Source organism: Pseudomonas sp. ENNP23, from assembly GCF_001728945.1.
Taxonomy (GTDB): Bacteria; Pseudomonadota; Gammaproteobacteria; order Pseudomonadales; family Pseudomonadaceae; genus Metapseudomonas; species Metapseudomonas otitidis.
The window spans coordinates 13,303-37,845 of sequence record NZ_LYSP01000030.1; the positions used below are offsets into that span (position 1 = coordinate 13,303).

22 protein-coding genes are annotated in these 24,543 nt (G+C 66.7%); 9 read left to right on the top strand and 13 right to left on the bottom strand.

Features of this window, described 5'->3' with window-relative positions:
• Positions 1–38: 38 nt before the first annotated feature.
• Both metE and A9G05_RS17070 read left to right on the top strand, forming a co-directional pair.
• Positions 39–2,324: a 5-methyltetrahydropteroyltriglutamate--homocysteine S-methyltransferase gene (gene metE / locus A9G05_RS17065; protein ID WP_069562113.1), complete on the top strand. Its 2,286-nt coding sequence runs from the start codon at positions 39–41 to the stop codon at positions 2,322–2,324.
• 131 nt (positions 2,325–2,455) lie between these two features.
• A complete protein-coding gene (locus A9G05_RS17070; protein WP_069562114.1) occupies positions 2,456–3,451 on the top strand; it encodes an alpha/beta fold hydrolase in 996 nt (331 codons plus the stop codon).
• 657 nt (positions 3,452–4,108) lie between these two features.
• Here the strand turns inward: A9G05_RS17070 and glpD are convergent.
• Complete coding sequence (glpD, locus tag A9G05_RS17075) at positions 4,109–5,635, bottom strand: glycerol-3-phosphate dehydrogenase (RefSeq protein ID WP_069562115.1); 1,527 nt, start codon at positions 5,633–5,635, stop codon at positions 4,109–4,111.
• Between the two features lie 127 nt (positions 5,636–5,762).
• Positions 5,763–6,521 carry a DeoR/GlpR family DNA-binding transcription regulator gene (locus A9G05_RS17080; protein WP_069562116.1) on the bottom strand — a complete coding sequence of 253 codons (759 nt, stop codon included), beginning with the start codon at positions 6,519–6,521 and terminating at the stop codon, positions 5,763–5,765.
• Positions 6,522–6,626: 105 nt separating this feature from the next.
• On the opposite strand from A9G05_RS17080, the gene ybaK reads away from it, so the two are divergent.
• Genes ybaK through A9G05_RS17095 form a run of 3 tightly spaced genes read left to right on the top strand, consistent with a single transcriptional unit; the run spans position 6,627 to position 9,445 of the window.
• Positions 6,627–7,097 (top strand): Cys-tRNA(Pro) deacylase, encoded by a 471-nt coding sequence (gene ybaK, locus A9G05_RS17085; RefSeq protein WP_069562117.1) that lies wholly within the window; start codon positions 6,627–6,629, stop codon positions 7,095–7,097.
• 27 nt (positions 7,098–7,124) lie between these two features.
• Entirely contained in the window at positions 7,125–8,621 is a 1,497-nt protein-coding gene (gene glpK / locus A9G05_RS17090) for a glycerol kinase GlpK (protein ID WP_069562118.1), read from the top strand.
• Positions 8,622–8,659: 38 nt separating this feature from the next.
• Complete coding sequence (locus A9G05_RS17095; protein WP_240915621.1) at positions 8,660–9,445, top strand: ABC transporter substrate-binding protein; 786 nt, start codon at positions 8,660–8,662, stop codon at positions 9,443–9,445.
• A gap of 24 nt (positions 9,446–9,469) precedes the next feature.
• Here the strand turns inward: A9G05_RS17095 and A9G05_RS17100 are convergent, their stop codons facing one another.
• Together A9G05_RS17100 and argF are read right to left on the bottom strand one after the other, a co-directional pair.
• Positions 9,470–10,579: an ABC transporter ATP-binding protein gene (locus A9G05_RS17100; protein ID WP_069562120.1), complete on the bottom strand. Its 1,110-nt coding sequence runs from the start codon at positions 10,577–10,579 to the stop codon at positions 9,470–9,472.
• On the bottom strand, positions 10,576–11,493 hold the full coding sequence (gene argF, locus A9G05_RS17105) for an ornithine carbamoyltransferase (protein WP_069562121.1): 918 nt from the start codon (positions 11,491–11,493) through the stop codon (positions 10,576–10,578). Before argF ends, A9G05_RS17100 begins: the two co-directional genes overlap by 4 nt.
• 331 nt (positions 11,494–11,824) lie before the next feature.
• Here argF and A9G05_RS17110 point away from each other — a divergent pair, with 331 nt between their 5' ends.
• The 3 genes from A9G05_RS17110 to grxD all read left to right on the top strand — a co-directional run bounded on the left by A9G05_RS17110 (position 11,825) and on the right by grxD (position 14,930).
• Complete coding sequence (locus A9G05_RS17110) at positions 11,825–12,259, top strand: hypothetical protein (RefSeq protein WP_069562122.1); 435 nt, start codon at positions 11,825–11,827, stop codon at positions 12,257–12,259.
• Between the two features lie 139 nt (positions 12,260–12,398).
• The gene (locus A9G05_RS17115; protein WP_069562123.1) at positions 12,399–14,507 is read left to right on the top strand and encodes a molybdopterin oxidoreductase family protein; all 2,109 of its coding nucleotides are present in this window, start codon (positions 12,399–12,401) and stop codon (positions 14,505–14,507) included.
• 96 nt (positions 14,508–14,603) lie between these two features.
• Positions 14,604–14,930 carry a Grx4 family monothiol glutaredoxin gene (gene grxD, locus A9G05_RS17120; RefSeq protein WP_044414422.1) on the top strand — a complete coding sequence of 109 codons (327 nt, stop codon included), beginning with the start codon at positions 14,604–14,606 and terminating at the stop codon, positions 14,928–14,930.
• 57 nt (positions 14,931–14,987) lie between these two features.
• On the opposite strand, the gene bfr is transcribed toward grxD, so the two are convergent.
• From bfr to A9G05_RS17155, 7 genes are all read right to left on the bottom strand, one after another.
• Positions 14,988–15,458 (bottom strand): bacterioferritin, encoded by a 471-nt coding sequence (bfr, locus tag A9G05_RS17125; RefSeq protein WP_044414420.1) that lies wholly within the window; start codon positions 15,456–15,458, stop codon positions 14,988–14,990.
• Positions 15,459–15,653: 195 nt separating this feature from the next.
• Complete coding sequence (locus A9G05_RS17130; RefSeq protein WP_069562124.1) at positions 15,654–15,872, bottom strand: bacterioferritin-associated ferredoxin; 219 nt, start codon at positions 15,870–15,872, stop codon at positions 15,654–15,656.
• A 241-nt stretch (positions 15,873–16,113) separates the two neighbouring features.
• Positions 16,114–16,485, bottom strand: coding sequence for a hypothetical protein (locus tag A9G05_RS17135; protein WP_069562125.1), 372 nt, complete (start codon positions 16,483–16,485; stop codon positions 16,114–16,116).
• A gap of 97 nt (positions 16,486–16,582) precedes the next feature.
• Positions 16,583–17,386 (bottom strand): putative RNA methyltransferase, encoded by an 804-nt coding sequence (locus A9G05_RS17140; RefSeq protein WP_069562126.1) that lies wholly within the window; start codon positions 17,384–17,386, stop codon positions 16,583–16,585.
• Between the two features lie 2 nt (positions 17,387–17,388).
• Positions 17,389–18,528 carry a succinyl-diaminopimelate desuccinylase gene (dapE, locus tag A9G05_RS17145; protein WP_069562127.1) on the bottom strand — a complete coding sequence of 380 codons (1,140 nt, stop codon included), beginning with the start codon at positions 18,526–18,528 and terminating at the stop codon, positions 17,389–17,391.
• A gap of 90 nt (positions 18,529–18,618) precedes the next feature.
• A complete protein-coding gene (locus A9G05_RS17150; RefSeq protein WP_069562128.1) occupies positions 18,619–21,213 on the bottom strand; it encodes a glycosyltransferase in 2,595 nt (864 codons plus the stop codon).
• 201 nt (positions 21,214–21,414) lie between these two features.
• Positions 21,415–21,696, bottom strand: coding sequence for an iron-containing alcohol dehydrogenase (locus tag A9G05_RS17155; RefSeq protein ID WP_069562129.1), 282 nt, complete (start codon positions 21,694–21,696; stop codon positions 21,415–21,417).
• Positions 21,697–21,844: 148 nt separating this feature from the next.
• Here A9G05_RS17155 and tcdA point away from each other — a divergent pair, with 148 nt between their 5' ends.
• The gene (tcdA, locus tag A9G05_RS17160; RefSeq protein ID WP_069562130.1) at positions 21,845–22,645 is read left to right on the top strand and encodes a tRNA cyclic N6-threonylcarbamoyladenosine(37) synthase TcdA; all 801 of its coding nucleotides are present in this window, start codon (positions 21,845–21,847) and stop codon (positions 22,643–22,645) included.
• Between the two features lie 277 nt (positions 22,646–22,922).
• Here the strand turns inward: tcdA and A9G05_RS17165 are convergent, their stop codons facing one another.
• Together A9G05_RS17165 and A9G05_RS17170 are read right to left on the bottom strand one after the other, a co-directional pair.
• On the bottom strand, positions 22,923–23,327 hold the full coding sequence (locus tag A9G05_RS17165) for a SufE family protein (protein ID WP_069562131.1): 405 nt from the start codon (positions 23,325–23,327) through the stop codon (positions 22,923–22,925).
• Positions 23,324–24,526 carry an aminotransferase class V-fold PLP-dependent enzyme gene (locus A9G05_RS17170; protein ID WP_069562132.1) on the bottom strand — a complete coding sequence of 401 codons (1,203 nt, stop codon included), beginning with the start codon at positions 24,524–24,526 and terminating at the stop codon, positions 23,324–23,326. Before A9G05_RS17170 ends, A9G05_RS17165 begins: the two co-directional genes overlap by 4 nt.
• Positions 24,527–24,543 lie beyond the last annotated feature (17 nt).

The window sequence follows — 24,543 nt, forward strand, 5'->3', positions numbered from 1 at the left end:
GCCCAGAATGCCCGGCATTCACAGACAAGGAGACAGACATGGTCCGGGTACACTCCCTCGGCTTTCCCCGCATCGGTCGCGATCGCGAGCTGAAGAAGGCCCTTGAAGCCCATTGGAAGGGCGAGCTGGACGAAGCCGGCCTGCGCGACGTGGGCCGCACCCTGCGTGCCGAGCACTGGCGTCTGCAGGCCGAGGCGGGCATCGAGCTGCTACCGGTGGGCGACTTTGCCTGGTACGACCAGGTGCTCACCCATTCCCTGATGGTCGGTGCGGTGCCGGAGCGCTTCCGCCCGGCGGATGGTTGCGCGACCCTGGCGACCCTGTTCGCCATGGCCCGTGGTGTGGGGGCCGGCTGCTGCGGCGGACACGCCCAGGAGCTGACCAAGTGGTTCGACAGCAACTACCACTACCTGGTCCCCGAATTCAGCGCCGGCCAGACCTTCCACCTCGGCTGGGAGCAGCTCTTCGAGGAGGTCGACGAAGCCCTGGCGCTGGGCCATGCGGTGAAGCCGGTGGTGCTCGGCCCGCTGACCTACCTCTGGCTGGGCAAGGCGAAGGGTGGCGCCTTCGACCGCCTGGACCTGCTTGAGCACTTGCTGCCGGTGTACGGCGAGATCTTCCAGCGCCTGGCCGAGCAGGGCGTGGAGTGGGTGCAGATCGACGAGCCGATCCTCGCCCTGGACCTGCCCCAGGACTGGCGCACGGCCTTCGAGCAGGCCTACAACCTGCTGCAGCGCGAGCCCCTGCGCAAGCTGGTGGCCACCTACTTCGGCGGCCTGGAGGACAACCTCGGCCTGGCCGCCAGCCTGCCGGTGGACGGCCTGCACATTGATCTGATACGTGCCCCTGAGCAGTACCCGACCATCCTTGACCGATTGCCGGCCTACAAGGTGCTGTCCCTTGGCGTGGTGAACGGCCGCAACGTGTGGCGCTGCGACCTGGATCGCGCGCTGGAGGTGCTGCGCCATGCCCATGAGCGCCTTGGGGATCGGCTGTGGGTCGGGCCCTCCTGCTCGCTGCTGCACTGCCCGGTGGACCTGGCCCGCGAGGACCGCCTGGACGCCGAGGTGAAGAGCTGGCTGGCCTTTGCCGTACAGAAGTGCACCGAGCTGGCTCTGCTGGCTCGCGCCCTGCGCGAGCCGGAGCACCCCGAGGTGCTCGCGGCCCTGGCTGCAAGCCGCGAGGCGTTGGCGGCGCGTGCGGCCAGTACCCGCATCCACAAGCCCGAGGTGGCGGCGCGCCTGGCGGCGATCCGCCCGCAGGACAGTCAGCGCCGGTCGCCCTTCGACCAGCGCATCGTCCACCAGCGCGAGCGCCTGGGGTTGCCGGCGTTCCCGACCACCACCATCGGCTCCTTCCCGCAGACGGCCTCCATTCGCCTGGCGCGCCAGGCCTATCGCCAGGGTCGCCTGTCGCTCGCCGCCTACACCGAGGCGATGCAGGCCGAGATCCGCCACGCGGTGGAGGTGCAGGAGCGCCTCGGGCTGGACGTGCTGGTGCACGGCGAGGCGGAGCGCAACGACATGGTGGAGTACTTCGCCGAACAGTTGGACGGCTACGTGTTCAGCCGCTTCGGCTGGGTGCAGAGCTACGGCTCGCGCTGCGTGAAGCCGGCGATCATCATTGGCGACCTGTCACGCCCGGCGCCGATGACGGTGGAGTGGATCCGCTATGCCCAGGGCCTGACCGGCAAGTGGATGAAGGGCATGCTCACCGGTCCGGTGACCATGCTGATGTGGTCCTTCCCCCGCGAGGACGTGCCCCGTGAGGTGCAGGCGCGCCAGTTGGCGCTGGCCATCCGCGACGAGGTGCTGGACCTGGAGGCGGCGGGCATCCGCATCGTGCAGATCGACGAGGCGGCTTTCCGCGAGGGGCTGCCCCTGCGCCACAGCGGCTGGGCCCATTACCTGGAGTGGGCCACCGAGGCGTTCCGTCTGGCGGCCAGCGGGGTGCGCGACGACACTCAGATTCACACCCACATGTGCTACAGCGAGTTCAACGATGTGATCGAGTCCATCGCGGCGATGGATGCGGACGTCATCACCATCGAGACCTCCCGTTCGGACATGGAACTGTTGAGGGCGTTCGAAGCTTTCGCCTACCCCAACGAGATCGGCCCGGGCGTCTACGACATCCACTCGCCCCGGGTGCCGGACACCGCCGAGATGGTCAAGCTGATGCGCAAGGCAGCGCGGCGCATCGACCCACAGCGTCTGTGGGTCAACCCCGACTGCGGTCTGAAGACCCGTGGCTGGCCGGAGGCCGAGGCGGCGCTGGTGAACATGGTGGCGGCGGCGCGGCAGTTGCGTGCGGAGTTCGCCTGACGAGCCGGCGGGGAAGGGCGCCATGACCGTTTGGCGCCCTTCATCAAACTGTCACGGTTCTGTGGCAGAGCGCATGGCGAGAATTCATCAGAATCGCGCTTCACTGGGGTTCTGCATTCCGGATTTCCACCATGCGCCTGTTCATTCTTCTCGCCGCATTGCTGTGCGGCCTGCCTACCTTTGCCGCTGCGCGCTGCGACACCCACGTACCCACCGAGACGGTGGCGCTGGGAGACGTGCGCCTGGCCTACCAGAGCATCGGTGACGCCGATGACCCGGCCCTGCTGCTGATCATGGGGTTGGGCGGCCAGCTCATCCATTGGCCGGACGAGGTGGTGGCGGCACTGTGCGAGCAGGGTTTTCGCGTCATCCGCTACGACAACCGTGATGTTGGCCTGTCTGCCTGGGCCCAGTCGGCGCCCAGCGCGAATCTGACCTATGAGGTGATCCGCTACCGCCTGGGCTTCCCCGTGGAGGCGCCGTACAGCCTGCGGGACATGGCCGGCGATGCGCTGCATCTGATGGACGCCCTGCAGGTGCGCGAAGCCCATGTGCTTGGCGCCAGCATGGGCGGGATGATCGCCCAGCACCTGGCGGACATGGCCCCCGAGCGGGTACTGAGCCTGACCCTGGTGATGACCAGTTCCAGCGCCCAGGGCCTGCCGGCGCCCAGCGATGCCTTGCTGGCGCTGCTGGCCCGCCGCGAGGCACCGACCCGCCAGGTGGCACTGGAGCAGCAGGCCGACCTGCTGGCTGCCCTGGGCAGCCCGCAGGTGGCGGATGACCGAGCGCAACTGCTGGAGCAGGCTGCGCGGGCCTATGACCGGGCGTTCAATCCCGAGGGGGTGCAGCGGCAGATGCTGGCGATTCTCGCCGAGCCGAGCCGGGTGGAACTGCTCAACCGCCTGCACGTGCCGACCCTTGTGGTACACGGCACAGCCGACCCGCTGCTGCCGGTGATGCACGGGGTGCATGTGGCGGCACATATCAAGGGATCGGAACTGCGGTTGATCCCCGGCCTCGCCCATCGCTTCCAGGACGCCTTCAAGGAGCCGTTGCTGGCTGCGGTGTTGCCGCACCTGATGGCTCATCGGCAGTCGGCAGACGGGCACTTCGCGCAGTTGTGATGGCGCTGCCTGGGTAGAGCGAGCTCTGCTCGCGAAGTCTCTTGGCTCCCGTAGCCCGGGCTTCAGCCCGGGAGCGGGGGTGACTTCCCGGACTGAAGTCCGGGCTACGTCAGATTCACTCATGGCGCTGTGCAGCCCCTGCGATGGGCTTCGCACCGCTCAGCCCATGCCACGGACGGAGCGGCCCGTAGGATGCGGTTCGCTCGGCGAGCCGCATCTGGCCTTCGTAGCCCGGGCTTCAGCCCGGGAGCGGGGGTAACTTCCCGGACTGAAGTCCGGGCTACGTCAGGCTCACTCATGGCGCTGTGCAGACCCAGCGATGGGCTTCGCACCGCTCAGCCCATCCTACGGACGGAGCGGCCCGTAGGATGCGGTTCGCTCGGCGAGCCGCATCGATTCATGGCGGGGATGTAGGCGCGAGCGCTGCTCGCGAAGCCTTTGGCCTTCGTAGCCCGGGCTTCAGCCCGGGAGCGGGGGTAACTCCAGGACTGAAGTCCGGGCTACGTCAGATTCACTCATGGCGCTGTGCAGACCCTGCGATGGGCTTCGCACAGCTCAGCCCATGCCACGGACGGAGCAGCCCGTAGGATGCGGTTCGCTCGGCGAGCCGCATCGATTCATGGCAGGGATGTAGGAGCGAGCGCTGCCCGCAAGGCTTCAGGCCGCGTCGGCCTGGGCGCGGTGGATCAGGTACTGGGCGAGGCGTTCCTGCTGGCCGGGAGTCATGAACAGCCCGTGCTTGGTGCGGCGCCAGAGGATGTCTTCGGCGTCTTGTGCCCATTCCTCGCGGCACAGGTAGTCCACTTCGCGGGTGTAGAGGCCGCCGCCCAGGTGTTCGCCCAGGTCGGTGAGGTTGCCGACCCCTTCCAGCAGTTTCCACACGCGGCTGCCGTAGGTGCCGGCCCAGCGCCGGGCCAGGCTGTTGGGCAGCCAGCCGTAGCGTTCGCAGAGGGCTTCGGCCAGGGCCTCCTGGCTGTCCATGGACTCGCCGCCGGGCAGGGTGGCGGCGGCGGTCCAGCTGCCGCCCATGCTGGGGAAGAAGGGGGCGAGCTGCGCCAGCGCCGATTCGGCGAGCTTGCGGTAGGTGGTGAGCTTGCCGCCGAACACCGAGAGCAGCGGGGCTTCGCCCGGGTGGGCATCCAGCGCCAGGGTGTAGTCGCGGGTGACGGCGGACGGGTCGTCGGATTCGTCGTCGCACAGCGGGCGCACGCCGGAGTAGGTGCGCAGGATGTCGTCGGCGCTGATCTGCTTCTTGAAGTGCTGGTTGACCACGTCGAGCAGGTAGCAGGTTTCTTCCTCGGTGATGGCCACCTTCGCCGGGTCGCCCTGGTACTCGCGGTCGGTGGTGCCGATCAGGGTGAAGCGCCCCAGGTAGGGGATGGCGAAGACGATGCGGCGGTCCTCGTTCTGCAGGATGTAGGCGTGTTCGCCTTCGTAGAGCTGCGGCACGACGATGTGACTGCCCTGGATCAGGCGGATGCCGTAGGGCGACTTCTGCTTGAGGTCGTCCTTCAGCAGCCGGGCGACCCAGGGGCCGGCTGCGTTGACCAGGACCCGGGAGCGGATCGACAGCAGGGTGCCATCGGCACGCTCCAGGTGGATGTGCCACAGGCCCTTGCTGCGCCGGGCGCTGACACAGCGGGTGCGGCTGTGGATGTGGGCACCATGCTCGCGGGCGCTCATGGCGTTGAGCACCACCAGGCGCGCGTCGTCGACCCAGCAATCGGAGTATTCGAAACCGCGTGTGATACCGGCCTGCAACGGGCTGCCGACGCCGAAGCGCAGGCCACGGGAGCCGGGCAGTTTCTCGCGCTTGCCGAGGTGGTCGTAAAGGAACAGGCCGGCGCGGATCATCCACGCCGGGCGCAGGTGCGGGCGATGTGGCAGTACGAAACGCATTGGACGGACGATGTGCGGCGCCTTGGCCAGCAACACTTCGCGTTCGGCGAGGGCCTCGCGCACCAGGCGGAATTCGTAGTGCTCCAGATAGCGCAGGCCGCCGTGGATGAGCTTGCTGCTGGCGGATGAGGTGTGCTGGGCGAGGTCGTCGCGTTCGCAAAGGAACACCGACAGGCCACGGCCTGCTGCATCGGCGGCAATGCCGACTCCGTTGATGCCGCCGCCGATCACGGCCAGGTCATAGACTTCGGAAATGGGCGCGGAACGCTTCGTCGAGGCGGGCATGGCAGGGCACCTGAATCGAAAGTGAACTTCTAATGTTCGTTTCCGAAAAATGCTAGTCGAAGCGAAGGCGAATCGCCACCCCCGCCGAGCGGTCGTGGGGGGATGGGCGACGAAAGGCAGGCGGCGATCAGACCGGTTCGAGCTTGACCTTGTGCTCGGCCATCAGCCGGGCCAGGGCGGGGGAGGGGGCGTGGTCGGTGAACAGGCGGTTCACCAGGGCGATGGAGCCCAGGCGCACCACGGCGTTGCGGCCGAACTTGCTGGAGTCGGCGGCGAGGAATACCTGGCGGGCGTTGTCGATGATGGCCTGGGAGACGCGCACTTCCTGGTAGTCGAAGTCCAGCAGGCTGCCGTCCTCGTCGATGCCGCTGATGCCGACGATGGCGAAGTCGACCTTGAACTGGCGGATGAAGTCCACCGCCGAGGGGCCGACGATGCCGCCGTCACTGCGCACTGTGCCGCCGGCCACCAGCACTTCGAAGTCGGGCCGGTCAGCGAGCTGGGCGGCAACGTGCAGGTTGTTGGTGATGACCTTCAGGCCCTTGTGTCCCATCAGCTCACGGGCGATGGCTTCGGTGGTGGTGCCGATGTTGATGAACAGCGAGGCGTGGTCGGGGATCTGCGCCGCCACGGCTTCGGCGATGCGCTGTTTCTCGTCGCGCATCTGCCCGGCGCGCATGGCGTAGGCGGTGTTCTGGGTGCTCGAGGCATCCGTTGCGGCGCCACCGTGGGTTCGCCGCAGCAGGCCCTGTTCCGCGAGTTGGTTGATGTCGCGGCGGATGGTCTGCGGCGTCACCGCGAAGGCCTGAGCCAATTCGTCGATGCTGACGTAGCCGCGTTCGCGGGCGAGGTCGAGGATGTTCTGTTGGCGGGGGGCCAGGGTCATGAACGGAGTCCCGAATTTTTGTCGCGCATTATAGCGGCGTGCTGTCGAACGGCGACTTTTCAGCTAAGGTACGACCACTTCGTCGCATTGTTTTCACTTTCGAACATGACCCCAGCCATCGACCTGCTCAAGAAGGCCAAGGCCGAGCACCGTGTGCTCAGCTATACCCATGATCCGAAGGCGCCCTCCTATGGCCTGGAGGCAGCGGAAAAGCTCGGTCTGGAGCCGGCGCGGGTGTTCAAGACCCTGCTGGCGGCTACCGAGAAGGGCGAGCTGCTGGTGGCGGTGGTGCCGGTGGCCGGCAGCCTCGACCTGAAGGCCCTGGCCCATGCGGCAGGCGCCAAGAAGGTCGACATGGCCCAGGCCGACGCGGCGCAGCGTGCCACCGGCTACCTGGTGGGCGGCATCAGCCCGCTGGGGCAGAAGAAACGTCTTCGCACCTTCATCGACCGCTCTGCGCTGGACCATCCCACCATCCACGTCAGCGCCGGCCGGCGTGGTCTGGAAGTGGAATTGGCAGCGCAGGTGCTGGCTGAACACACCCAGGCCGAGTTCGCCCCCATCGGGCGGGAATGACCCCTCCATAACAACAAGGAAGCCGGAATGGCCCAGTACCTTCTTGCCATCGACCAGGGCACGACCAGCAGTCGCGCCATTGTATTCAGTGCCCAGGGCTTGCCTGTTGCTCGCGCCCAGACGGAGTTCAAGCAGTACTTCCCGAAGGACGGCTGGGTGGAGCACGACGGCGAGGAAATCTGGCTGACGACGCTCAAGGTCTGCCGCGAGGCCATCCGCCAGAGCGGGCTGCAGGCGTCGCAGATCGCGGCCATCGGCATCACCAACCAGCGCGAGACGACCCTGGTGTGGGACGCCGAGACCGGTACGCCGATCCACCCGGCCATCGTCTGGCAGGACCGCCGCACCGCCGACTACTGCTCCAGCCTCAAGGCCGATGGGCACGACGAGGAGGTGTCACGACGCACCGGGCTGCTGATCGACCCGTATTTCTCCGCCACCAAGCTGCGCTGGATTCTCGACAACGTGCCGGGGGCTCGTGAGCGCGCCGAGCGCGGTGAGCTGCGTTTCGGCACGGTGGATTGCTTTCTGCTGTGGCGCCTGACCGGCGGCAAGGTGCACCGCACCGACGCCACCAACGCCTCGCGCACGCTGCTGTTCAACATCCATGAGCAGCGTTGGGACGATCACCTGACGCAGCTGTTCGACATTCCGCCGAGCCTGCTGCCGGAGGTGCTGGACTGCTCCGCCGAGTTCGGCATCACCGAGGCCGGTCTGCTGGGCAGCGCCATTCCGGTGCTGGGCATGGCCGGTGACCAGCAGGCGGCGCTGATCGGCCAGGCCTGCTTCCAGCCGGGCATGGTGAAAAGCACCTACGGCACTGGCTGCTTCATGATCCAGAACACCGGTGATACGCCGGTGACTTCGCGCAATCGGCTGCTGACTACTGTGGGTTACCGCTTGGACGGGAAGGTGACCTACGCTGTAGAAGGCAGTATCTTCGTTGCCGGTGCGGCAGTTCAGTGGTTGCGCGATGGCATCAAGTTGATCAGCCACGCCCGGGATACCGAGGCGCTGGCGGAGCAGACCGGGGATGCCTGTGGCGTTTACCTGGTGCCGGCCTTCACCGGCCTGGGGGCGCCCTACTGGGACCCGAAGGCCCGGGGGGCGATCTTCGGCCTGACCCGCGACACCGGGATCAAGGAGATCGTCACCGCTGGTCTGCAGTCGGTGTGCTACCAGACCCGCGACCTGCTGGAAGCCATGCGTCAGGACGGGGCCGCCGCGCCCAGCGCCCTGCGCGTGGACGGCGGGATGGTGGAGAACAATTGGGTCATGCAGTTCCTGGCGGACATCCTCGGTGTGGCGGTCGAGCGCCCCGAGGTGACCGAGACCACCGCCCTGGGCGCCGCCTACCTGGCGGGCCTGAAGGCGGGGTTGTACCGGGACCTGGACGAAATCGCCCGGCACTGGCACCGCCAGCAGCGCTTTGCGCCGCGCATGGCGGATGCCCACCGGGCCAGGCTTTATGAAGGATGGCTGGATGCCGTCCAGCGAGTACGCAGCGAGGCTTCCCAGGGGTAGTTGCACGCCTGGTCGGCCGCTCATGAAGGGAGTTCGCCTTGACCATACAGGATGCACGTCTGACCCCCGCGGCCCTGCTCGTCGGTATGGTCGCGCTGTTCGCTTCCGGTTCGCCGAAGGCAGAGACCCTGGTCATTGCCGGTGACCTGTGGTGCCCGATCAATTGCCAGCCTGATTCACCCCGGCCGGGCATCTTCGTCGAACTGGCGCGGGAGATCTTTGCCGAGTCCGGCATCGAGGTGGAGTACCGGGTGGTCAACTGGGCCCGGGCACTCAGCGATGCGCGGGCGGGCAAGGTCAACGCGGTGATCGGCGCGGGCATCCAGGACGCGCCGGATTTCGTCTACACCCCTACCGCGCCGGGTATCTCGCGCATGTGCTTCTACACGGCGCTGGACGCGACCTGGCGCTACCAGGGGCTACCTTCGCTGCCGCAGGTGCGCCTGGGCAGTATCAACAGCTACAGCTACGGCCAGGAAATCGACACCTACATCCGTATGCACCGCAGCGTTGGGGACCGGGTGCAGGTGGTGGCCGGCGATCAGGCGCTGGACATGAACATGGAGAAGGTCCGCCACGGCCGACTCGATGCGACCATCGAGAACAGCTGGGTGATGGACAACCTGCAATCCACTCTGCCGCCCTCCGAGCGCTTGCGCCTGGCGGGCTGTCGCTCACCGGACGTGGCCATCTACCTGGCCTTTTCCCCGGCGCTGACCGCCAGCGCCCGCTATGCCGCGATCTTCGAGGAGGGGCTGACCCGTTACCGGGAGAACGGCAAGCTGCGCAAGGTGATGGGGCGCTATGGCGTCAGCGAGCCTTGAGCGGCTCGCCGATGCGCGGCGGGATCAACTGGCGGTGACGTAGCGACGGACGCCGCTGTCCTGCACCGGGAGTTGGGCGGCGACGCTGCCCTGTGCGGGGAACACCACCAGGTGATCGGCGGCGATGCGGATGCCCACTTCCTGGCCCGGTGCGTGGTCGGCATGGCTCGGGAAGATGGCTTCCAGTTGGGTGCCGGTGGGCAGTTGCAGGCGATAGAGCGTGGCGGCGCCGAGGAAGGTCTTGCCGGTGACGGTGGCCTTGAGGCTGGCATCGCTGGCGGGGACGATGTCGTCCGGGCGCAGCAGTACGTCCACTGCGCTGCCTTCCGGCCAGGTGTAGGCGCGGTTGCCGCGGATGGTGCCCAGCTCCGTCTGCACGGTGTCGGGGCTCAACTGCTGGCCACGGATGAAGTAGCCCTGGCCGATGAAGCTGGCGACGAAGGGGGTCGCCGGCTCGTGGTAGAGGTTGTAGGGGGTGTCCCACTGCTCCAGGTGGCCTTTGTTGAACACGCCGACCTGGTCGCTGACGGCGAAGGCTTCCTCCTGGTCGTGGGTGACCAGGATGGCGCTGGTGCCACGGGCCTTTAGGATGTCGCGGACCTCGTGGCTGAGACGCCGGCGCAGTTCGCCGTCGAGGTTGGAGAAGGGTTCGTCGAGCAGCAGCAGGGCCGGCTCCGGCGCCAGGGCGCGGGCCAGGGAGACGCGCTGCTGCTGGCCGCCGGACAGCTCGTTGGGGAAGCGCTTGGCCAGGGCCGAGAGGTTCACCAGCTCCAGCAGCTCGCCGACGATGCGCTCGCGCTGCGGGTGTTTGCGAATGCCGAAGCCGACGTTCTCCTCCACGGTGAGGTGGGGGAACAGGGCGTAGTCCTGGAACACCATGCCGATGCGCCGCCGCTCGGGAGCGAGGGTGTAGCCGGCGCGGGAGATGACCTCGCCGGCTAGACTGATCTCGCCTTCCAGCACCGGCTCGAAGCCGGCGATGGCGCGCAGGGTGGTGGTCTTGCCGCAGCCCGAGGGGCCCAGCAGGCAACCGATGTCCCCGGCGTTGAGGTGGAGGTTGAGGTTCTGGACGACGCGCTGATCCTGGTAGCCGCAGCTCAGGTCACGCAGGTTGAGTAGCAGTTCGTGGCTCATGCTCTGGACGCGTGTTCGACGAGGAATTCCAGCAGCGCCTTCTGGGCGTGCAGGCGGTTTTCTGCCTGGTCCCAGGCCACTGAACGGGGATCGTCCAGCAGGTCCATGCTGATTTCCTCGCCCCGGTGTGCCGGCAGGCAGTGCATGAAGATAACCGCTTCATCGGCCAGGTCCAGCATTTCCTTGTTCACCTGGTAGGGCGCGAACAGGGCCAGGCGGCGCTCGGTTTCCTCTTCCTGGCCCATGGAGGTCCACACATCGGTGCTCACCAGGTGGGCGCCACGCACGGCTTCGCGCGGGTCACGCATGACGCGGACGCGCTCGCCGGCCTGGGCCACCAGCGCCGCGTTGGGCTCGTAGCCCTCGGGGCAGGCGATGTTGAGGTGGAAGCCGAACTGGATCGCCGCCTCGATGTAGGAGTTGCACATGTTGTTGCCGTCGCCGATCCAGGCCACGGTCTTGCCCTGGATCGAGCCGCGGTGTTCCTGGAAGGTCTGCATGTCGGCCAGCAACTGGCAGGGGTGCAGGTCGTCCGACAGGCCATTGATCACCGGCACGCGGGAGTGGGCGGCGAACTCCACCAGCTTGCTGTGGGCGAAGGTGCGGATCATCACCGCATCGAGCATGCGCGACATGACGATGGCGCAGTCGCTTATCGGCTCGCCACGGCCCAGTTGGGTGTCACGCGGGGACAGGAAGATCGCCTGGCCGCCGAGCTGGATCATGCCGGCCTCGAAGGACAGCCGGGTACGGGTAGAGGCTTTCTCGAAGATCATCCCCAGCACGCGGCTCTTGAGCGGCTCGTAGAGCACCCCTCGATGGCGCAGGTCCTTCAGCTCGATGGCTCGACGGATCAGGCTGCTCAGCTCCTGGGGGGTGCAATCCATCAGGGAGAGAAAATGCCTTGCGCTCATTGCTGACTACCTTTTTTGTTGCCGCTGGCCGCAAGTCCGGGCCGGGTTTTTCGAGGAAAAGCAGGCGGGACCGGCGGGCTGGGCCGCTCGGGGGCGACGGAATGGGGAAGGCGCGATCTTATAAGGAAATTACGCATAGGCGCAAATTGCCCCCGCAGATGCTTCGTCGAAGCGGCGGGAATGAGCCTGACGGCAGCTTGGGAAGTCATGAACTGATGGGAAAAAAGCCAGGGCTGTAGGGTGTCGCCTCCCCGGATCGGACCCGGTCCGGGGCTCGGTCCATCAAAACGTGGAACAGGACCGAGGCACATTCCCAGACATGGAGTACCACATGAAAAAGTTCCTGATGCCCGCTGCCCTGATGGCGCTGATTGCTTCGGTAACCGGCTGCAGCAGCTACCACATCAGCCAGCCGTCTTCCGCCCTGGAAGCCGAAGTCCAGACCGACCTGAAAGCCGACGTTGCCGTCGGTGAGTCGATCAGCGGGCAGTCCGAAGTGAACATCCTGTTCAACTTCATCCAGTTCGGTGGCGACAGCCAGTTCGCTGACGGCGTCACCTACGGCGGCGCTTCCTCCGGCCTGCCGTTCGGTCCCGATCCGGTTGGCGCGGTCAAGTCCGCTGCTGCCTTCAAGGCCGTGAAGAACTCCGGCGCCGACCTGATCGTCGCCCCGCGCTACGAGCTGAACATCGACGACTACTTCGTGTTCAAGAAAGTCAGCGCCAGGGTCGTGGGCAACAAGGGCACCATCCGCTCCATCAAGTAAGCCCGCACCACCCGAATCGGCAGGCTTGATGCCTGCCGATTCACATCGCTTAAGCCGCTGGTCAAGCGGCAGCCCTGCTTCCATAGTTCAGCGATTGCGACCCGACCGGTCGTTTCGAACAAGAACATGAGGCAAGGCCATGACCAAGTCCGTTCACTACCGTGCATGCCACCTGTGCGAGGCCATCTGCGGCCTGGCCATCGAAACCGAGGAGCGTGCGGACGGTTCGCGGCACATCCTCTCCATCAAGGGCGACCCGCAGGACAGCTTCAGCCGTGGGCATGTCTGCCCCAAGGCCGTGGCCCTGCAAGACATCCAGAACGACCCCGATCGCCTGCGCCAGCCCATGCGCCGTGCCGGCAGCGAGTGGCAGCCCATTGGCTGGGACGAGGCCTTTGCGCTGGTGGCCGAGCGACTGGCCGATATCCAGGCCCGCCACGGGCAGCAGGCGGTCGCCGTGTACCAGGGCAACCCCAGCGTGCACAACTATGGGCTGATGACCCACAGCAACTACTTCCTCGGCCTGCTGAAGACCCGCAACCGCTTCTCCGCCACCTCGGTGGACCAGTTGCCCCACCACCTGGTGAGCCACCAGATGTACGGTCATGGGCTGCTGATCCCGATCCCGGACATCGACCACACCGATTTCATGCTGATCCTCGGCGGCAATCCGCTGGCCTCCAACGGCAGCATCATGACGGTGCCGGATGTGGAAAAGCGCTTGAAGGCGATCAAGGCCAGGGGCGGGCGTCTGGTGGTGGTGGACCCGCGGCGCAGCGAGACGGCTGCCATCGCTGACCAGCACCTGTTCGTGCGGCCGGGTCAGGACGCGGCCCTGCTGCTGGGCATGCTCAGCACCCTGTTCGAGGAAGGCCTCGGCCGGGGCAGCCACCTGCCGGTGGACGGTCTCGACGCCGTGCGCCAGGCCGTGGCGCCCTTCACCGCCGAGGCCATGGGGCCGCGTTGCGGCATCGAGCCGACGGTGATCCGCCAGTTGGCGCGCGACTTCGCCGCTGCCGAACGGGCGGTGTGCTACGGGCGCATGGGCGTGTCCACCCAGGCGTTCGGCAGCTTGTGCCAGTGGCTGATCCAGGTGATCAACCTGGTCACCGGCAACCTCGATCAGCCTGGCGGCGTGCTCTGCACCGAGCCGGCGGTGGATCTGGTGTCGACCACCTCCGGCGGGCACTTCGGCCGTTGGCACAGTCGGGTCGCGGGCCTGCCGGAGTACGGCGGCGAGCTGCCTGTTTCGGCGCTGGCCGAGGAGATGCTCACGCCGGGCGAAGGGCAGATCCGCGCCCTGGTCACGGTAGCCGGCAACCCGGTGCTCTCCACCCCCAACGGGCGGCGCCTGGAGCAGGCGCTGGACGGCCTGGAGTTCATGGTCAGCGTAGACCTCTACATCAACGAGACGACGCGCTACGCCGACCTGATCCTGCCGCCGACCGCGCCGCTTGAGCACGATCACTACGACACCACCTTCAACCTGTTCGCGGTGCGCAACGTCACCCGCTTCAACGAGTCGGTGCTGGCCAAGCCCGCCGGTGCGCTGGATGACTGGGAGATCTTCGTCGGGCTGGCCCGGGCCTTCGCGGCGCGCACCGGCGTGGAGCTGAAGCCGACCCTGCCGCCGCGGCAGATGATCGACATGGGGCTGCGCTTCGGCCCCTATGGCGAGCGCTCCAGTTGGGGGCTTTCCGTCGCGCGCCTGGCGGAGCATCCCCACGGGCTGGACCTGGGGCCGCTCAAGCCGAACCTGGCCGGCCGCCTCAAGACCGAGGCGCGCTGTGTGGTGGCGGCCCCGGCGCTGTTCATGCGGGACCTGGCCCGGTTCGCCGAGCACCCCGCTCCGGTGGCCGGTGAGCTGGTGCTGATCGGCCGGCGGCATGTCCGCAGCAACAACTCCTGGATGCACAACTACCGCCGCCTGGTGAAGGGCAAGCCGCGCCACCAGTTGCTCATGCACCCGGACGACCTCGCCCGGCGCGGTCTGGCCGATGGCCAGCGGGTGAGGGTGCGTTCGCGGGTCGGCAGCATCGAGGTGGAGGTGGCCGCGAGCCTGGAAATGATGCCCGGCGTGGTGAGCCTGCCCCATGGCTGGGGCCATGGGCGGCCCGGGGTGATGATGGCGATCGCCGCCGAGTTGCCAGGGGCCAGTGCCAATGACCTGACCGACGAGCGGTTTCTCGATGCGGTGTCCGGTAATGCTGCGCTGAATGGTGTTCCGGTGGAGGTGGTGGCCGCCTGAAAAGTGGCGGTGCAAGTCCGAGCGACATGCTCGGACTTCCGTTACAATGCCGCCACCGCGCCGACCCTGTAGTCGGATAGTTCAGCCGAGGTAGCCATGGATATCATCGAAACCATCAAAGAGCAGATCGCCAACAACACCGTCCTGCTGTACATGAAAGGCTCTCCCAATGCTCCCCAGTGCGGTTTCTCCGCCCGTGCTGCCCAGGTCCTGATGGGCTGCGGCGAGAAGTTCGCCTACGTCGACATCCTGCAGAACCCGGAAATCCGCGCCAACCTGCCCAAGTACGCCAACTGGCCGACTTTCCCGCAGCTGTGGGTGGCCGGTGAACTGGTCGGCGGCAGCGACATCCTCGTCGAGATGTACGAGAAGGGTGAGCTGCAGCAACTGATCAAGGATGCGGTGAGCAAGGCCGGCGCCTGAGTCTCCCGCTGAAATGAAAAAGCCCCGCATCGCGGGGCTTTTTCATGGGCGGGTGTTTTACTCGTCCATCTGCGACTGCAGGTAGTTCTCCAGGCCGACCTTCTCGATCAGGCCCAGCTGGGTTTCCAGCCAGTCGATGTGCTCTTCCTCGGACTCGAGGATGTCTTCGAGCAGTTCGCGGCTGCCGTAGTCACCGACGCTTTCGCAGTAGGCGATGGCGGCCTTCAGATCGGGCAGGGCGTTGTGCTCCAGCTTCAGGTCGCTGCTGAGCATTTCCTTGGTGTTCTCGCCGATCATCAGCTTGCCCAGGTCCTGCAGGTTCGGGATGCCTTCCAGGAAAAGGATGCGCTTGATGAGCTTGTCGGCATGCTTCATCTCGTCGATGGACTCGTGGTACTCGTGCTCGCCGAGCTTCTTCAGGCCCCAGTCCTCGTACATCCGGGCGTGCAGGAAGTACTGGTTGATGGCCACCAGTTCGTTGCCGAGGATCTTGTTGAGATGCTGGATGACTTTCTTGTCGCCTTTCATGAGGAGGTCCTGCCACACAAGGGGTTGAGTGACGGAATTTTAACCAGTTTCGCCAGGGTGTCAACGTAAGTACTTGATATATAAGATAATTTGAATCTGAATACGAACGCTTCAAGTCCGCGTCTTGTCGCTAACTGCTTGATTTTCGGGCATAAAAAAACCGGACTCGAGGTCCGGTTCTTCATAAGGGGGTTTTCAGGCCGGTACGAAAGTTGCCGGGTAGGCGAGGGCGGCCTGGCTGGACTGCATCTCGGTGAGGGTCTCGCGTACCACCTGCTTGGCCAGGCAGGCACATTTACCGCACTGGGTGCCGACGCCGAGCGTCTCGCGGATTTCACGGTAGCTGCAGCAACCTTCGTAGATCGCTTCGCGGATGTGACCGTCGGTGACACCTTGGCAGAGGCAGACGTACATGGGGACCGGCACCTGTGGTTGGATTCGATGGATGGCGATACTAATTAGAATGAGAATGATTGTCAAAGTCCGTCCGTCTGCTCCGTGTGTAGGTCATTTCACGCGGGGTTTGTCGAATCCGGCGGCGATGTGCTGCGGTTGTTTCGGGGGTGAAGCTGCAGCGGCTTCATGAACAAGGCGACGTAAGAGGGCCGGAATGAAAGAACCCGGCCGGGGCCGGGTTCGTCTGCAGCGGGAGGGGTCAGTCCGTACGCCAGGTGATCTCGCTGACGCCGTCGGCATTGACCTTGAGCCAGCGGTCGGCGTCTTCCTCGCCCTGGGCTTCGTCCCAACCGCCGGGGGCACAGCGGATCTCCACGCCCAGCGCCTGGTGGGCCGCCTGGGCGCAGGCCAGATCGCTGTCCCAGGGGGTGGCGTCGCTTTCCAGCAGAAGGCTGTGCCACTTGCCAACGGCCTTGGGCAGCCAGGTCACCGGGATGTCGCCCGCGCGGCATTTGAAGGTCTGGCCACGCGCCTGCCAGTCGCTGCAGGGACCGATGGCTTCGCTCAGCCAGGCGGTGACGGCGTCCTGTTCGGCGTCCTTCAGGTAGATCTCGATATCGGGTTGGCGCATGGGAAGGTCCTGGCGGGGCCCCGGCCGGTGCGCGGGGCGGTCACTCGTGAGGCTGCAAGTTTAAGAGGGAGTGGGCGCTATTTCGAGTCTGCCGGGGCTAGGCCTTGGTGATCCAGTCGTAGCGGATGGACACCGTCACGTCGAACGGCTCAGCGATCACTGCGGCGCGGCGCTCGGCACTGGCGCGCCAGCCGTGCGGCGTCATCGCCAGCAGGTCGGCACGGGCCTCGGCGCTGTCCAGGTGCAGGGTGTACTCCAGGGTTTCGCTGTGGGCCAGGGCCATGCCGGTGGGAATCAATGCCAGGTGCTTCTGGTCATCGTAGTCGCGCACCTCGTCGTAGATGCGCTCGCGCAGCTGCAGCAGGTGCACCCGCGTGGGGCCCATGCGCAGCAGGGCGCCTCCGGGGGCCAGCAGGCGCTGCGCCTCCTGCCAGTCCAGCGGGCTGAAGACGCTGGCCAGCAATTGGCAACTGGCGTCGGCCAGGGGCACGCGGGCCATGCTCGCCACCAGCCAGGTGAGATTGGGTGTGCGGCGGCAGGCACGCTTGACCGCCTCGCGGGAGATGTCCAGCGCATAGCCGTCGGCTTCCGGCAGGGCTGCGGCGAGCTGGGCGGTGTAATAGCCCTCGCCACAGCCGATGTCGAGCCAGCGGCCTGGCTGGCGCGCGGCTGCCAGTTCCGCCAGGCGGCATGCCAGGGGGGCGTAGTGGCCGCCATCGAGGAAGCGCCGACGGGCTTCCACCATGGCGGCGTTGTCGCCCGGGTCGCGGCTCTTCTTGTGCTGCACCGGCAGCAGGTTCAGGTAGCCCTGGCGGGCGCGGTCGAAGCGGTGGCCGGCGGGGCACACGACACCGTTGTCGAGCGCCGTCAGGGCGCTCTGGCAGAGGGGGCAGGTGAGCATGATCAGGCCAGCAGGCGGACGAGGGTCTGTTGGTAGATGTCGGTCAGCAGGTCCAGGTCGCTGGCGAGGACGCGCTCGTTGATCTGGTGGATGGTGGCGTTGACCGGACCCAGCTCGACCACCTGGGTGCCCATGGTGGCGATGAAGCGACCATCGGAGGTGCCGCCGCTGGTGGAGGGTGTGGTCTCGCGGCCGGTCACCGCCTTGATGCTGGCGGCGACCGCGTCCAGCAGTTCGCCGGGTTCGGTGAGGAACGGCAGGCCGGACAGGGCCCACTCCACGTGGTAGTCCAGGCCGTGCTTGTCGAGGATGGCGTTGACCCGCTGCTGCAGGCCTTCGACGGTGGATTCGGTGGAGAAGCGGAAGTTGAACACCGCCTTCAGCTCGCCGGGGATGACGTTGGTCGCGCCGGTGCCCGCGTTGAGGTTGGAGACCTGGAAGCTGGTGGGCGGGAAGAAGGCGTTGCCGTCGTCCCAATGCTCCGCCGCCAGTTCGGCCAGCGCCGGGGCGGCCAGGTGGATCGGGTTCTTCGCCAGGTGCGGGTAGGCCACGTGGCCCTGCACGCCGCGTACGGTGAGGGTGGCGCCAAGGGAGCCACGACGGCCGTTCTTCACCACGTCGCCCACCAGGGTGGTGCTGGAGGGCTCGCCGACGATGCACCAGTCCAGGCGCTCGCCACGGGCGGCCAGGCGTTCCACCACGGCCTTGGTGCCATGGTGCGCCGGGCCTTCCTCGTCGCTGGTGATGAGGAAGGCGATGGCGCCCTTGTGCTCCGGGTGCTCGGCAACGAAGCGCTCCACCGCCACCACCATGGCGGCCAGGCTGCCCTTCATGTCGGCGGCGCCACGGCCGCAGAGCATGCCGTGCTCGTCCACCAGGGCCTCGAACGGCTGGTGTTGCCAGGCCTGCACCGGGCCGGTGGGCACTACATCGGTGTGGCCGGCGAAGCACAGCACCGGGCCTTCGCTGCCGCGGATCGCCCAGAAATTCTCCACCTCTTCGATGCGCATGCGTTCGATGCGGAAGCCGGCGGCTTCCAGGCGGCGCATCATCAGCTCCTGGCAGCCTTCGTCGACCGGGGTGACCGACGGGCGGCGGATCAGGTCGCAGGCGAGTTCCAGGGTGGGGGAGAGGGCGGTCATGCAAGGGCTCCGGGGCGGCAAGGCGGAAAAGGGCGACATCTTAAAACATAAACGGCGGCCATTGGCCGCCGTTTAGGACGCTCGCGGAGGTCAGGCCGCGGCGGGTTGGGGCTGCTCGGCCACCACCGGTTTCGGTGCCGAGGACAGCAGTGCCATGACCAGCGCGGCGGCGTAGGGCAGCGACTGCACCAGCAGGGTGGCGACCCAGAACTTCACGTCGGAGCTGGGCAGGCCCTGCACGATGGCGATGCCGATGGCGGCACCCCACAGCAGCAGCATGATGAACACTTCCTCGCGGGCTTCGGCCAGGGCCATCAGCAGGCCGTGGTTGGTGCGCATCTTCGGCGTGCGGAAAAACGGGATGGTCTTGGTGAAGAACCCGTACAGCACCGCCTTGGCGATGGTGTGCGACAGCGCCAGGCCGGCGATAGCGGCACAGAAGGCATCCTTCAGGTTGACCCCCACCGCGCGCTGGTAGAGGAACACGATCTTGCCGAGCTTGAAGAAGAACAGCGTCAGTGGCGGGATGGCGAAGATCAGCAACGGCGGGTCGACCCGTTGCGGCACGATGATCATCGCGGCCGACCAGAGCAGGGCACCGACGGTGAAGAAGATGTTCAGGCCATCTGCGATCCACGGCAGCCAGCCGGCGATGAAGTGGTAGCGCTGGCCGCGCTTGAGCTCGGAGTCCTTGCCCATGAACAGGCTGCGGGCGTGGCCCTTCATGATCTGGATGGCGCCGTAGGCCCAGCGGAAACGCTGCTTCTTGTAGTCGATGAAGGTGTCGGGCATCAGGCCCTTGCCGAAGCTGTCGTGGGCGTAGGCGGCGGCGTAGCCCTTCTCGAACACGCGCAGACCCAGTTCGGCGTCCTCGCAGATGGTCCAGTCGGCCCACTGCAGCTCGTCCATCACGCTGCGGCGGATCATGGTCATAGTGCCGTGCTGGATGATCGCGTTGCGGTCGTTGCGGGTCACCATGCCGATGTGGAAGAAGCCCTTGTACTCGGCGTAGCAGAGCTTCTTGAAGGTGTTCTCGTTGCCGTCGCGGTAGTCCTGCGGGGACTGCACCACGGCGATGGACGGGTCGGCGAAGTGCGGGACCATGTGCTTCAGCCAGTTGCGGTTGACGCAGTAGTCCGAGTCGATCACCGCGACCACCTCGGCGTCCGGGGCCGTGTGCGGCAGGATGTAGTTCAGCGCGCCACCCTTGAAGCCGGCGAGCGGCGCCACGTGGAAGAAGCGGAAGCGCGGGCCGAGCTGTTCGCAATAGGCCTGCACCGGCTCCCACACGGCCGGGTCCTTGGTGTTGTTGTCGATGATCAGGACTTCGAAGTCCGGATAGTCGAGGTTGGCCAGGGCGTCGAGGGTCTGCTTCACCATCTCCGGCGGCTCGTTGTAGCACGGCACGTGGATGGAGACCTTGGGACGGTAGGCGCTGTCGGCCAGCACCGGCATGAACGGCCGGCGACGGGCGCGTACCCACACGGCCTCGGCCAGCTCATGGGCCTCGGTGAGCAACACGATGAACACGCCCAGGGCGCCGATGCCCAGCAGCACGCCGACGGTCATGCTGAACCAGGTGCTGTACTGCTGGCTGTAGTCGTAGGCGATCCACACCAGGGCGGAACCGCCGGCGAAGGCGACGAAGGTGAGGAAGGTGCGACCGCGCTGGCGCAGGGCACTGCCGTCGATCAGGGTCAGGGCCAGGGCCAGCAGGGCCATGACTACCGAGGCGACGGCGAGCATGCGCCATTGCGGGATGGCGATGACCGGGCCTTCGAAGTTGAACTTGGGTTGTCGCTCGAGGTTGTAGACGCCCCAGTAAGCGCCCACGGAGCCTTCGTCACTGGCCTTCCACGGCTGGTCGAAGGCCTCGATCACGAAGTAGTTGTAGCCCTGTGCGTTGAGGGCGTTGACCAGGGTGCGCAGGTAGATGGCCTGGTCGGCCTGGGTAGCGTCGGCGCCGCCACGCATGCGGCCGTTGCTCGGCCAGCCCACTTCGGACAGCAGCAGCGGCTTCTTCGGGAAGGTCTTCTTCAGGTCCTTGGCGCGCTCCAGCACGAACTGGGTGGAGTCCCGCATGGGGATGAACTCCCAGTAGGGCAGTACGTGGGCGGCGATCAGGTCGACGTGCTTGGCCAGTTCCGGGTACTTCAGCCAGATGTGCCATTGCTCGGAGGTGGTCACCGGCACTTTCACGGCGGCGCGTACGCGGTCGAGGTAGACGGAGAGGTCCTTGCGGCTGATCTCGCGGCGGAACAACGCTTCGTTCCCCACCACCACGCGAACCACGCTGCGGGAGGTGTTGGCGATTTCGATGGCCTTGGTGATTTCGCGCTCGTTGCGCTCTTCATCGGGGCTGATCCACACGCCGAGGGTCACCCGCAGGCCGAACTCTTCGGCGATGCGCGGGATGTCGGCCAGGCTGCCGTCTACCGAGTAGGTACGGATGTTGTCGGTCTGCTTGCTCAGCAGCTCCAGGTCCTCGCGGATCTGTTCGTCAGTGGGGTACTGGTTCTGCTGGGGATTCTGATCCACCCGGAACGGCGAATAGGAGTAGCCGGAGATCTGCTCGGGCCAGTCGGGTGCGCTGACCGGACGGTTGTACAGCGCCCAGAGTCCGGTGAACAACGCGGCGACCGCCACGAAGACCACCAGGTTGAGACCAAATTTACGCGATGACATAGGAGTTTCGGGTTCCGAAGCGTGGAACGGGGGTGATAGGGCCAGCGAACGCTGGTCGGCGCGCATGCTACTCCGGCGTCCGGCGACTGTATAGATTGTGTACGAACGTTAGACACACCGCCCTTTCGCTGCACAAACCCTTTGTCCTCCGGCGGCTGCGGAAGTTTCGCAACGATGCGCATGGAGCCGCTGGGAAGGGGGTCAGAGCGCCTTCAGCAGGATGCGCTCGCTGGCTGCCAGGTCCAGGTCGCGACGCTCGCCAAGGGTGGTCATGCCGTGGCGTTCCAGTTGGGCCAGGACACGGGGAACGGCATCGGCATCAAGGCCATGGTCGGCCAGGTGGGTGGGCACGCCCATGCGCTCGAAGAAGCCACGGGTGGCGTGGATGGCGCCGTCGATGCGCGCAGCCTCGTCGCCGGTCAGTCCCCAGACCCGCTCGGCGTACTGCAGCAGCTTCTCGCGGTAGAAGGTGAAGTTGCGCATCGGGCTCCCCCTGTCGGTGTGCAGGGACTATAGCGTCGGCCTACCCCGGCTGAATCTATGGGCTGCCATTCAGCCGGGATGGGCTTGGGGCGGAGCAGGGCCCTTCCTATAATGCGCGCCGCCCGCCGGTGGGCGACGGAGTGACGAGATGACAAACGAACGATTTGGCGGTATCGCCCGCCTCTACGGCCAGGAAGGCTTCGCGCGCCTGCAGGCCGCCCATGTGGCCGTGGTCGGCATCGGCGGCGTCGGCTCCTGGGCGGCCGAGGCGCTGGCACGATCCGGCGTCGGGGAGATTTCCCTGTTCGACCTGGACGACGTCTGCATCACCAACACCAACCGCCAGGTACATGCCATCGCCGGCAGTGTCGGCAAGGCCAAGGTGGAGGTGATGGCCGAGCGCATCCGCGCCATCAACCCGGCCTGTGTGGTCCACGCGGTGGCCGACTTCGTCACCCGCGAGACCATGGCGGAGTACATCACCCCGGAGCTGGACGCGGTGATCGACTGCATCGACAGCGTGGCGGCCAAGGCGGCGCTGATCGCCTGGTGCAAGCGGCGCAAGATCCAGATCGTCACCACCGGTGGCGCCGGTGGCCAGGTGGACCCGACGCAGATCCAGGTCACCGACCTGAACAAGACCTTCAACGACCCGCTGGCGGCCAAGGTGCGCTCCATGCTGCGCCGCGACTACAACTTCTCCCGCACACCGGGGCGTACCTACAGCGTGCCCTGCGTGTTCTCCACCGAGCAGCTGCGCTACCCCAAGCCCGATGGCTCGGTGTGCCAGCAGAAGAGCTTCGTCGGGGAAGGTGTGAGGCTGGACTGCGCCGGCGGGTTCGGCGCGGTGATGATGGTCACCGCCAGCTTCGGCATGGCTGCGGCGGCGAAGACGGTGGACAAGCTGGTGGCCGGTGCGCGGCGGCCGTCGGAGCGGGCTGCGGGCTAGCACGTTTGCACCGGGAGCTGTTTCGCGAATGAATTCGCTTCTCCCGCTGGGTGGTAGCACGCGGTTCAGGGGCATTCCCCGTAGGGTGGGCCGGGCGGCGTTCCGCTTCAGCCCACCATCGGAGTCACCCGCAGCCCCATGGGCGAGCCTGACGTAGCCCGGACTTCAGTCCGGGACGTGCCACGCCGCTCCCGGGTTGAAGCCCGGGCTACCGGGCCGGAGGCTGCGCGAGCAGAACTCGCTCCTACAGGCGCGAGCGGATTCATTAACCCACCCTTCACAGTGCGGCCTTGCGCATCCTGTCGAGCACAGCGTTGAGGCCGTTGGTGCGGGACGGTGAGAGCTGGCGGGAGAGGCCGAGCTGGGCGAACCAGTCGCTGAGGTCCAGCGTGGCCAGCTCCTCCGGCGCCAGTCCGTCGACCCGCGCCAGCAGCACGGCCAGCAGGCCACGGATCAGCCGCGCATCGCTGGTGGCGCGGAAGTGGCGGCGCCCTTCCTTTATCTCCTCCACCAGCCAGACCTGGCTTTCGCAGCCGTGCACGCAGTTGGCTTCGCTGCGCTCGGTGTCGCTCAGGGGCTCCAGGCGTTCACCCCATTGCATCAGCAGGCGCGCGCGCTGTTCCCAGCTGCCGGCAGCGCTGAAGGCAGCCAGGGCTTCGGTGGCTTGGGAGGGAAGGTTCATCGCAGCAGCTCCAGGGCATTGTCCAGGGCTGAGAGGAAGCGCTCCAGGTCAGCGCCGTCGTTATAGAGCCCGAGTGACACGCGGATCGCGCCGCTGAGTCCGAGCCCCTGGTACAGCGGCATGGCGCAGTGGTGCCCGGCACGCACGGCGATGCCCTGCTCGGTGAGCAGGTGGGCGAGGTCGGCGTTGTGCACGCCGTCGACGCAGAAGCAGGCCAGCGCCACCTGGGGCTCACCCACCAGGCGCACGCCGTCGCGGGCGGCGAGGCCAGCCATCAGCTTGGCGTGGAGCACCGTCTCGTGGGCGCTGACCGCTGCAGCGTCGAGGCTGGCGAGGTAGTCCAGTGCAGCGCCGAGGCCGATCACCGAGGCGATGGCCGGGGTGCCGGCCTCGAAGCCCAGCGGGGCATCGTGGAAGTCGGCGTCGTGGTAGCCCGCACGGCGCACCATCTCGCCACCGAACTGCCAATGGGTCAGGCGGGCCAGGGCTTCGGTGCGGCCGTAGAGTACGCCGACGCCTTCCGGGCCGTAGAGCTTGTGCCCGGAGAACACGTAGAAGTCACAGCCCAGCGCTTGTACGTCATGGCGCCCATGGACTATTCCCTGGGCGCCATCCACCACGCTCAGGGCGCCCTGTGCACGGGCCAGGGCCAGCAGTTCGCCGAGGGGTTGCCAGCGACCGAGCACGTTGGACAACTGGCTGACGGCCAGCAGGCGGGTGCGCGAGTCGATCAACTGGCGGGCCTGGTCGAGGTCGATGTCACCCTGCGCATCCAGCGGCAGCACTACCAGTTCGAGTTGGCGACGGCGAGCCAGCTGCTGCCAGGGCAGCAGGTTGGCGTGGTGCTCCAGGGCGCTGATGACGATGCGTTCGCCCGGCCGGAACTGCTGCTCCAGCCCGTAGGCCAGGAGGTTGAGCGCTTCGGTGGTGCCCCGGGTGAAGACGATCTGTGCCGGGTGCTCGGCATTCAGCCACTGGGCAACGCAGGTGCGGCTGCCTTCGAAGGCGCGGGTGGCGCGCTCGCCCGGCAGGTGTTGGGCCCGGTGCACGTTGGCGGCACCGCTGGCGTAGTAGCCGAGCAGCGCATCCAGCACCGCCTGGGGTTTCTGCGAGGTGGCGGCGCTGTCCAGGTAGGTCTGGCCCTCGGCGTCGAGGGCCGAGAGTGCGGGGAAGTCGGAGCGCCAGGGGGATGGGAGCATGACGATGGGCCTGAAGC

Coding starts and splice junctions, on each gene's coding strand:
- metE (WP_069562113.1), top strand. CDS start 39: ATGGTCCGGGTACACTCCCTCGGCTTTCCCCGCATCGGTCGCGATCGC.
- A9G05_RS17070 (WP_069562114.1), top strand. CDS start 2,456: ATGCGCCTGTTCATTCTTCTCGCCGCATTGCTGTGCGGCCTGCCTACC.
- glpD (WP_069562115.1), bottom strand. CDS start 5,635: ATGCCCGCCTCGACGAAGCGTTCCGCGCCCATTTCCGAAGTCTATGAC.
- A9G05_RS17080 (WP_069562116.1), bottom strand. CDS start 6,521: ATGACCCTGGCCCCCCGCCAACAGAACATCCTCGACCTCGCCCGCGAA.
- ybaK (WP_069562117.1), top strand. CDS start 6,627: ATGACCCCAGCCATCGACCTGCTCAAGAAGGCCAAGGCCGAGCACCGT.
- glpK (WP_069562118.1), top strand. CDS start 7,125: ATGGCCCAGTACCTTCTTGCCATCGACCAGGGCACGACCAGCAGTCGC.
- A9G05_RS17100 (WP_069562120.1), bottom strand. CDS start 10,579: ATGAGCCACGAACTGCTACTCAACCTGCGTGACCTGAGCTGCGGCTAC.
- argF (WP_069562121.1), bottom strand. CDS start 11,493: ATGAGCGCAAGGCATTTTCTCTCCCTGATGGATTGCACCCCCCAGGAG.
- A9G05_RS17110 (WP_069562122.1), top strand. CDS start 11,825: ATGAAAAAGTTCCTGATGCCCGCTGCCCTGATGGCGCTGATTGCTTCG.
- A9G05_RS17115 (WP_069562123.1), top strand. CDS start 12,399: ATGACCAAGTCCGTTCACTACCGTGCATGCCACCTGTGCGAGGCCATC.
- grxD (WP_044414422.1), top strand. CDS start 14,604: ATGGATATCATCGAAACCATCAAAGAGCAGATCGCCAACAACACCGTC.
- bfr (WP_044414420.1), bottom strand. CDS start 15,458: ATGAAAGGCGACAAGAAAGTCATCCAGCATCTCAACAAGATCCTCGGC.
- A9G05_RS17130 (WP_069562124.1), bottom strand. CDS start 15,872: ATGTACGTCTGCCTCTGCCAAGGTGTCACCGACGGTCACATCCGCGAA.
- A9G05_RS17135 (WP_069562125.1), bottom strand. CDS start 16,485: ATGCGCCAACCCGATATCGAGATCTACCTGAAGGACGCCGAACAGGAC.
- A9G05_RS17140 (WP_069562126.1), bottom strand. CDS start 17,386: ATGCTCACCTGCCCCCTCTGCCAGAGCGCCCTGACGGCGCTCGACAAC.
- dapE (WP_069562127.1), bottom strand. CDS start 18,528: ATGACCGCCCTCTCCCCCACCCTGGAACTCGCCTGCGACCTGATCCGC.
- A9G05_RS17150 (WP_069562128.1), bottom strand. CDS start 21,213: ATGTCATCGCGTAAATTTGGTCTCAACCTGGTGGTCTTCGTGGCGGTC.
- A9G05_RS17155 (WP_069562129.1), bottom strand. CDS start 21,696: ATGCGCAACTTCACCTTCTACCGCGAGAAGCTGCTGCAGTACGCCGAG.
- tcdA (WP_069562130.1), top strand. CDS start 21,845: ATGACAAACGAACGATTTGGCGGTATCGCCCGCCTCTACGGCCAGGAA.
- A9G05_RS17165 (WP_069562131.1), bottom strand. CDS start 23,327: ATGAACCTTCCCTCCCAAGCCACCGAAGCCCTGGCTGCCTTCAGCGCT.
- A9G05_RS17170 (WP_069562132.1), bottom strand. CDS start 24,526: ATGCTCCCATCCCCCTGGCGCTCCGACTTCCCCGCACTCTCGGCCCTC.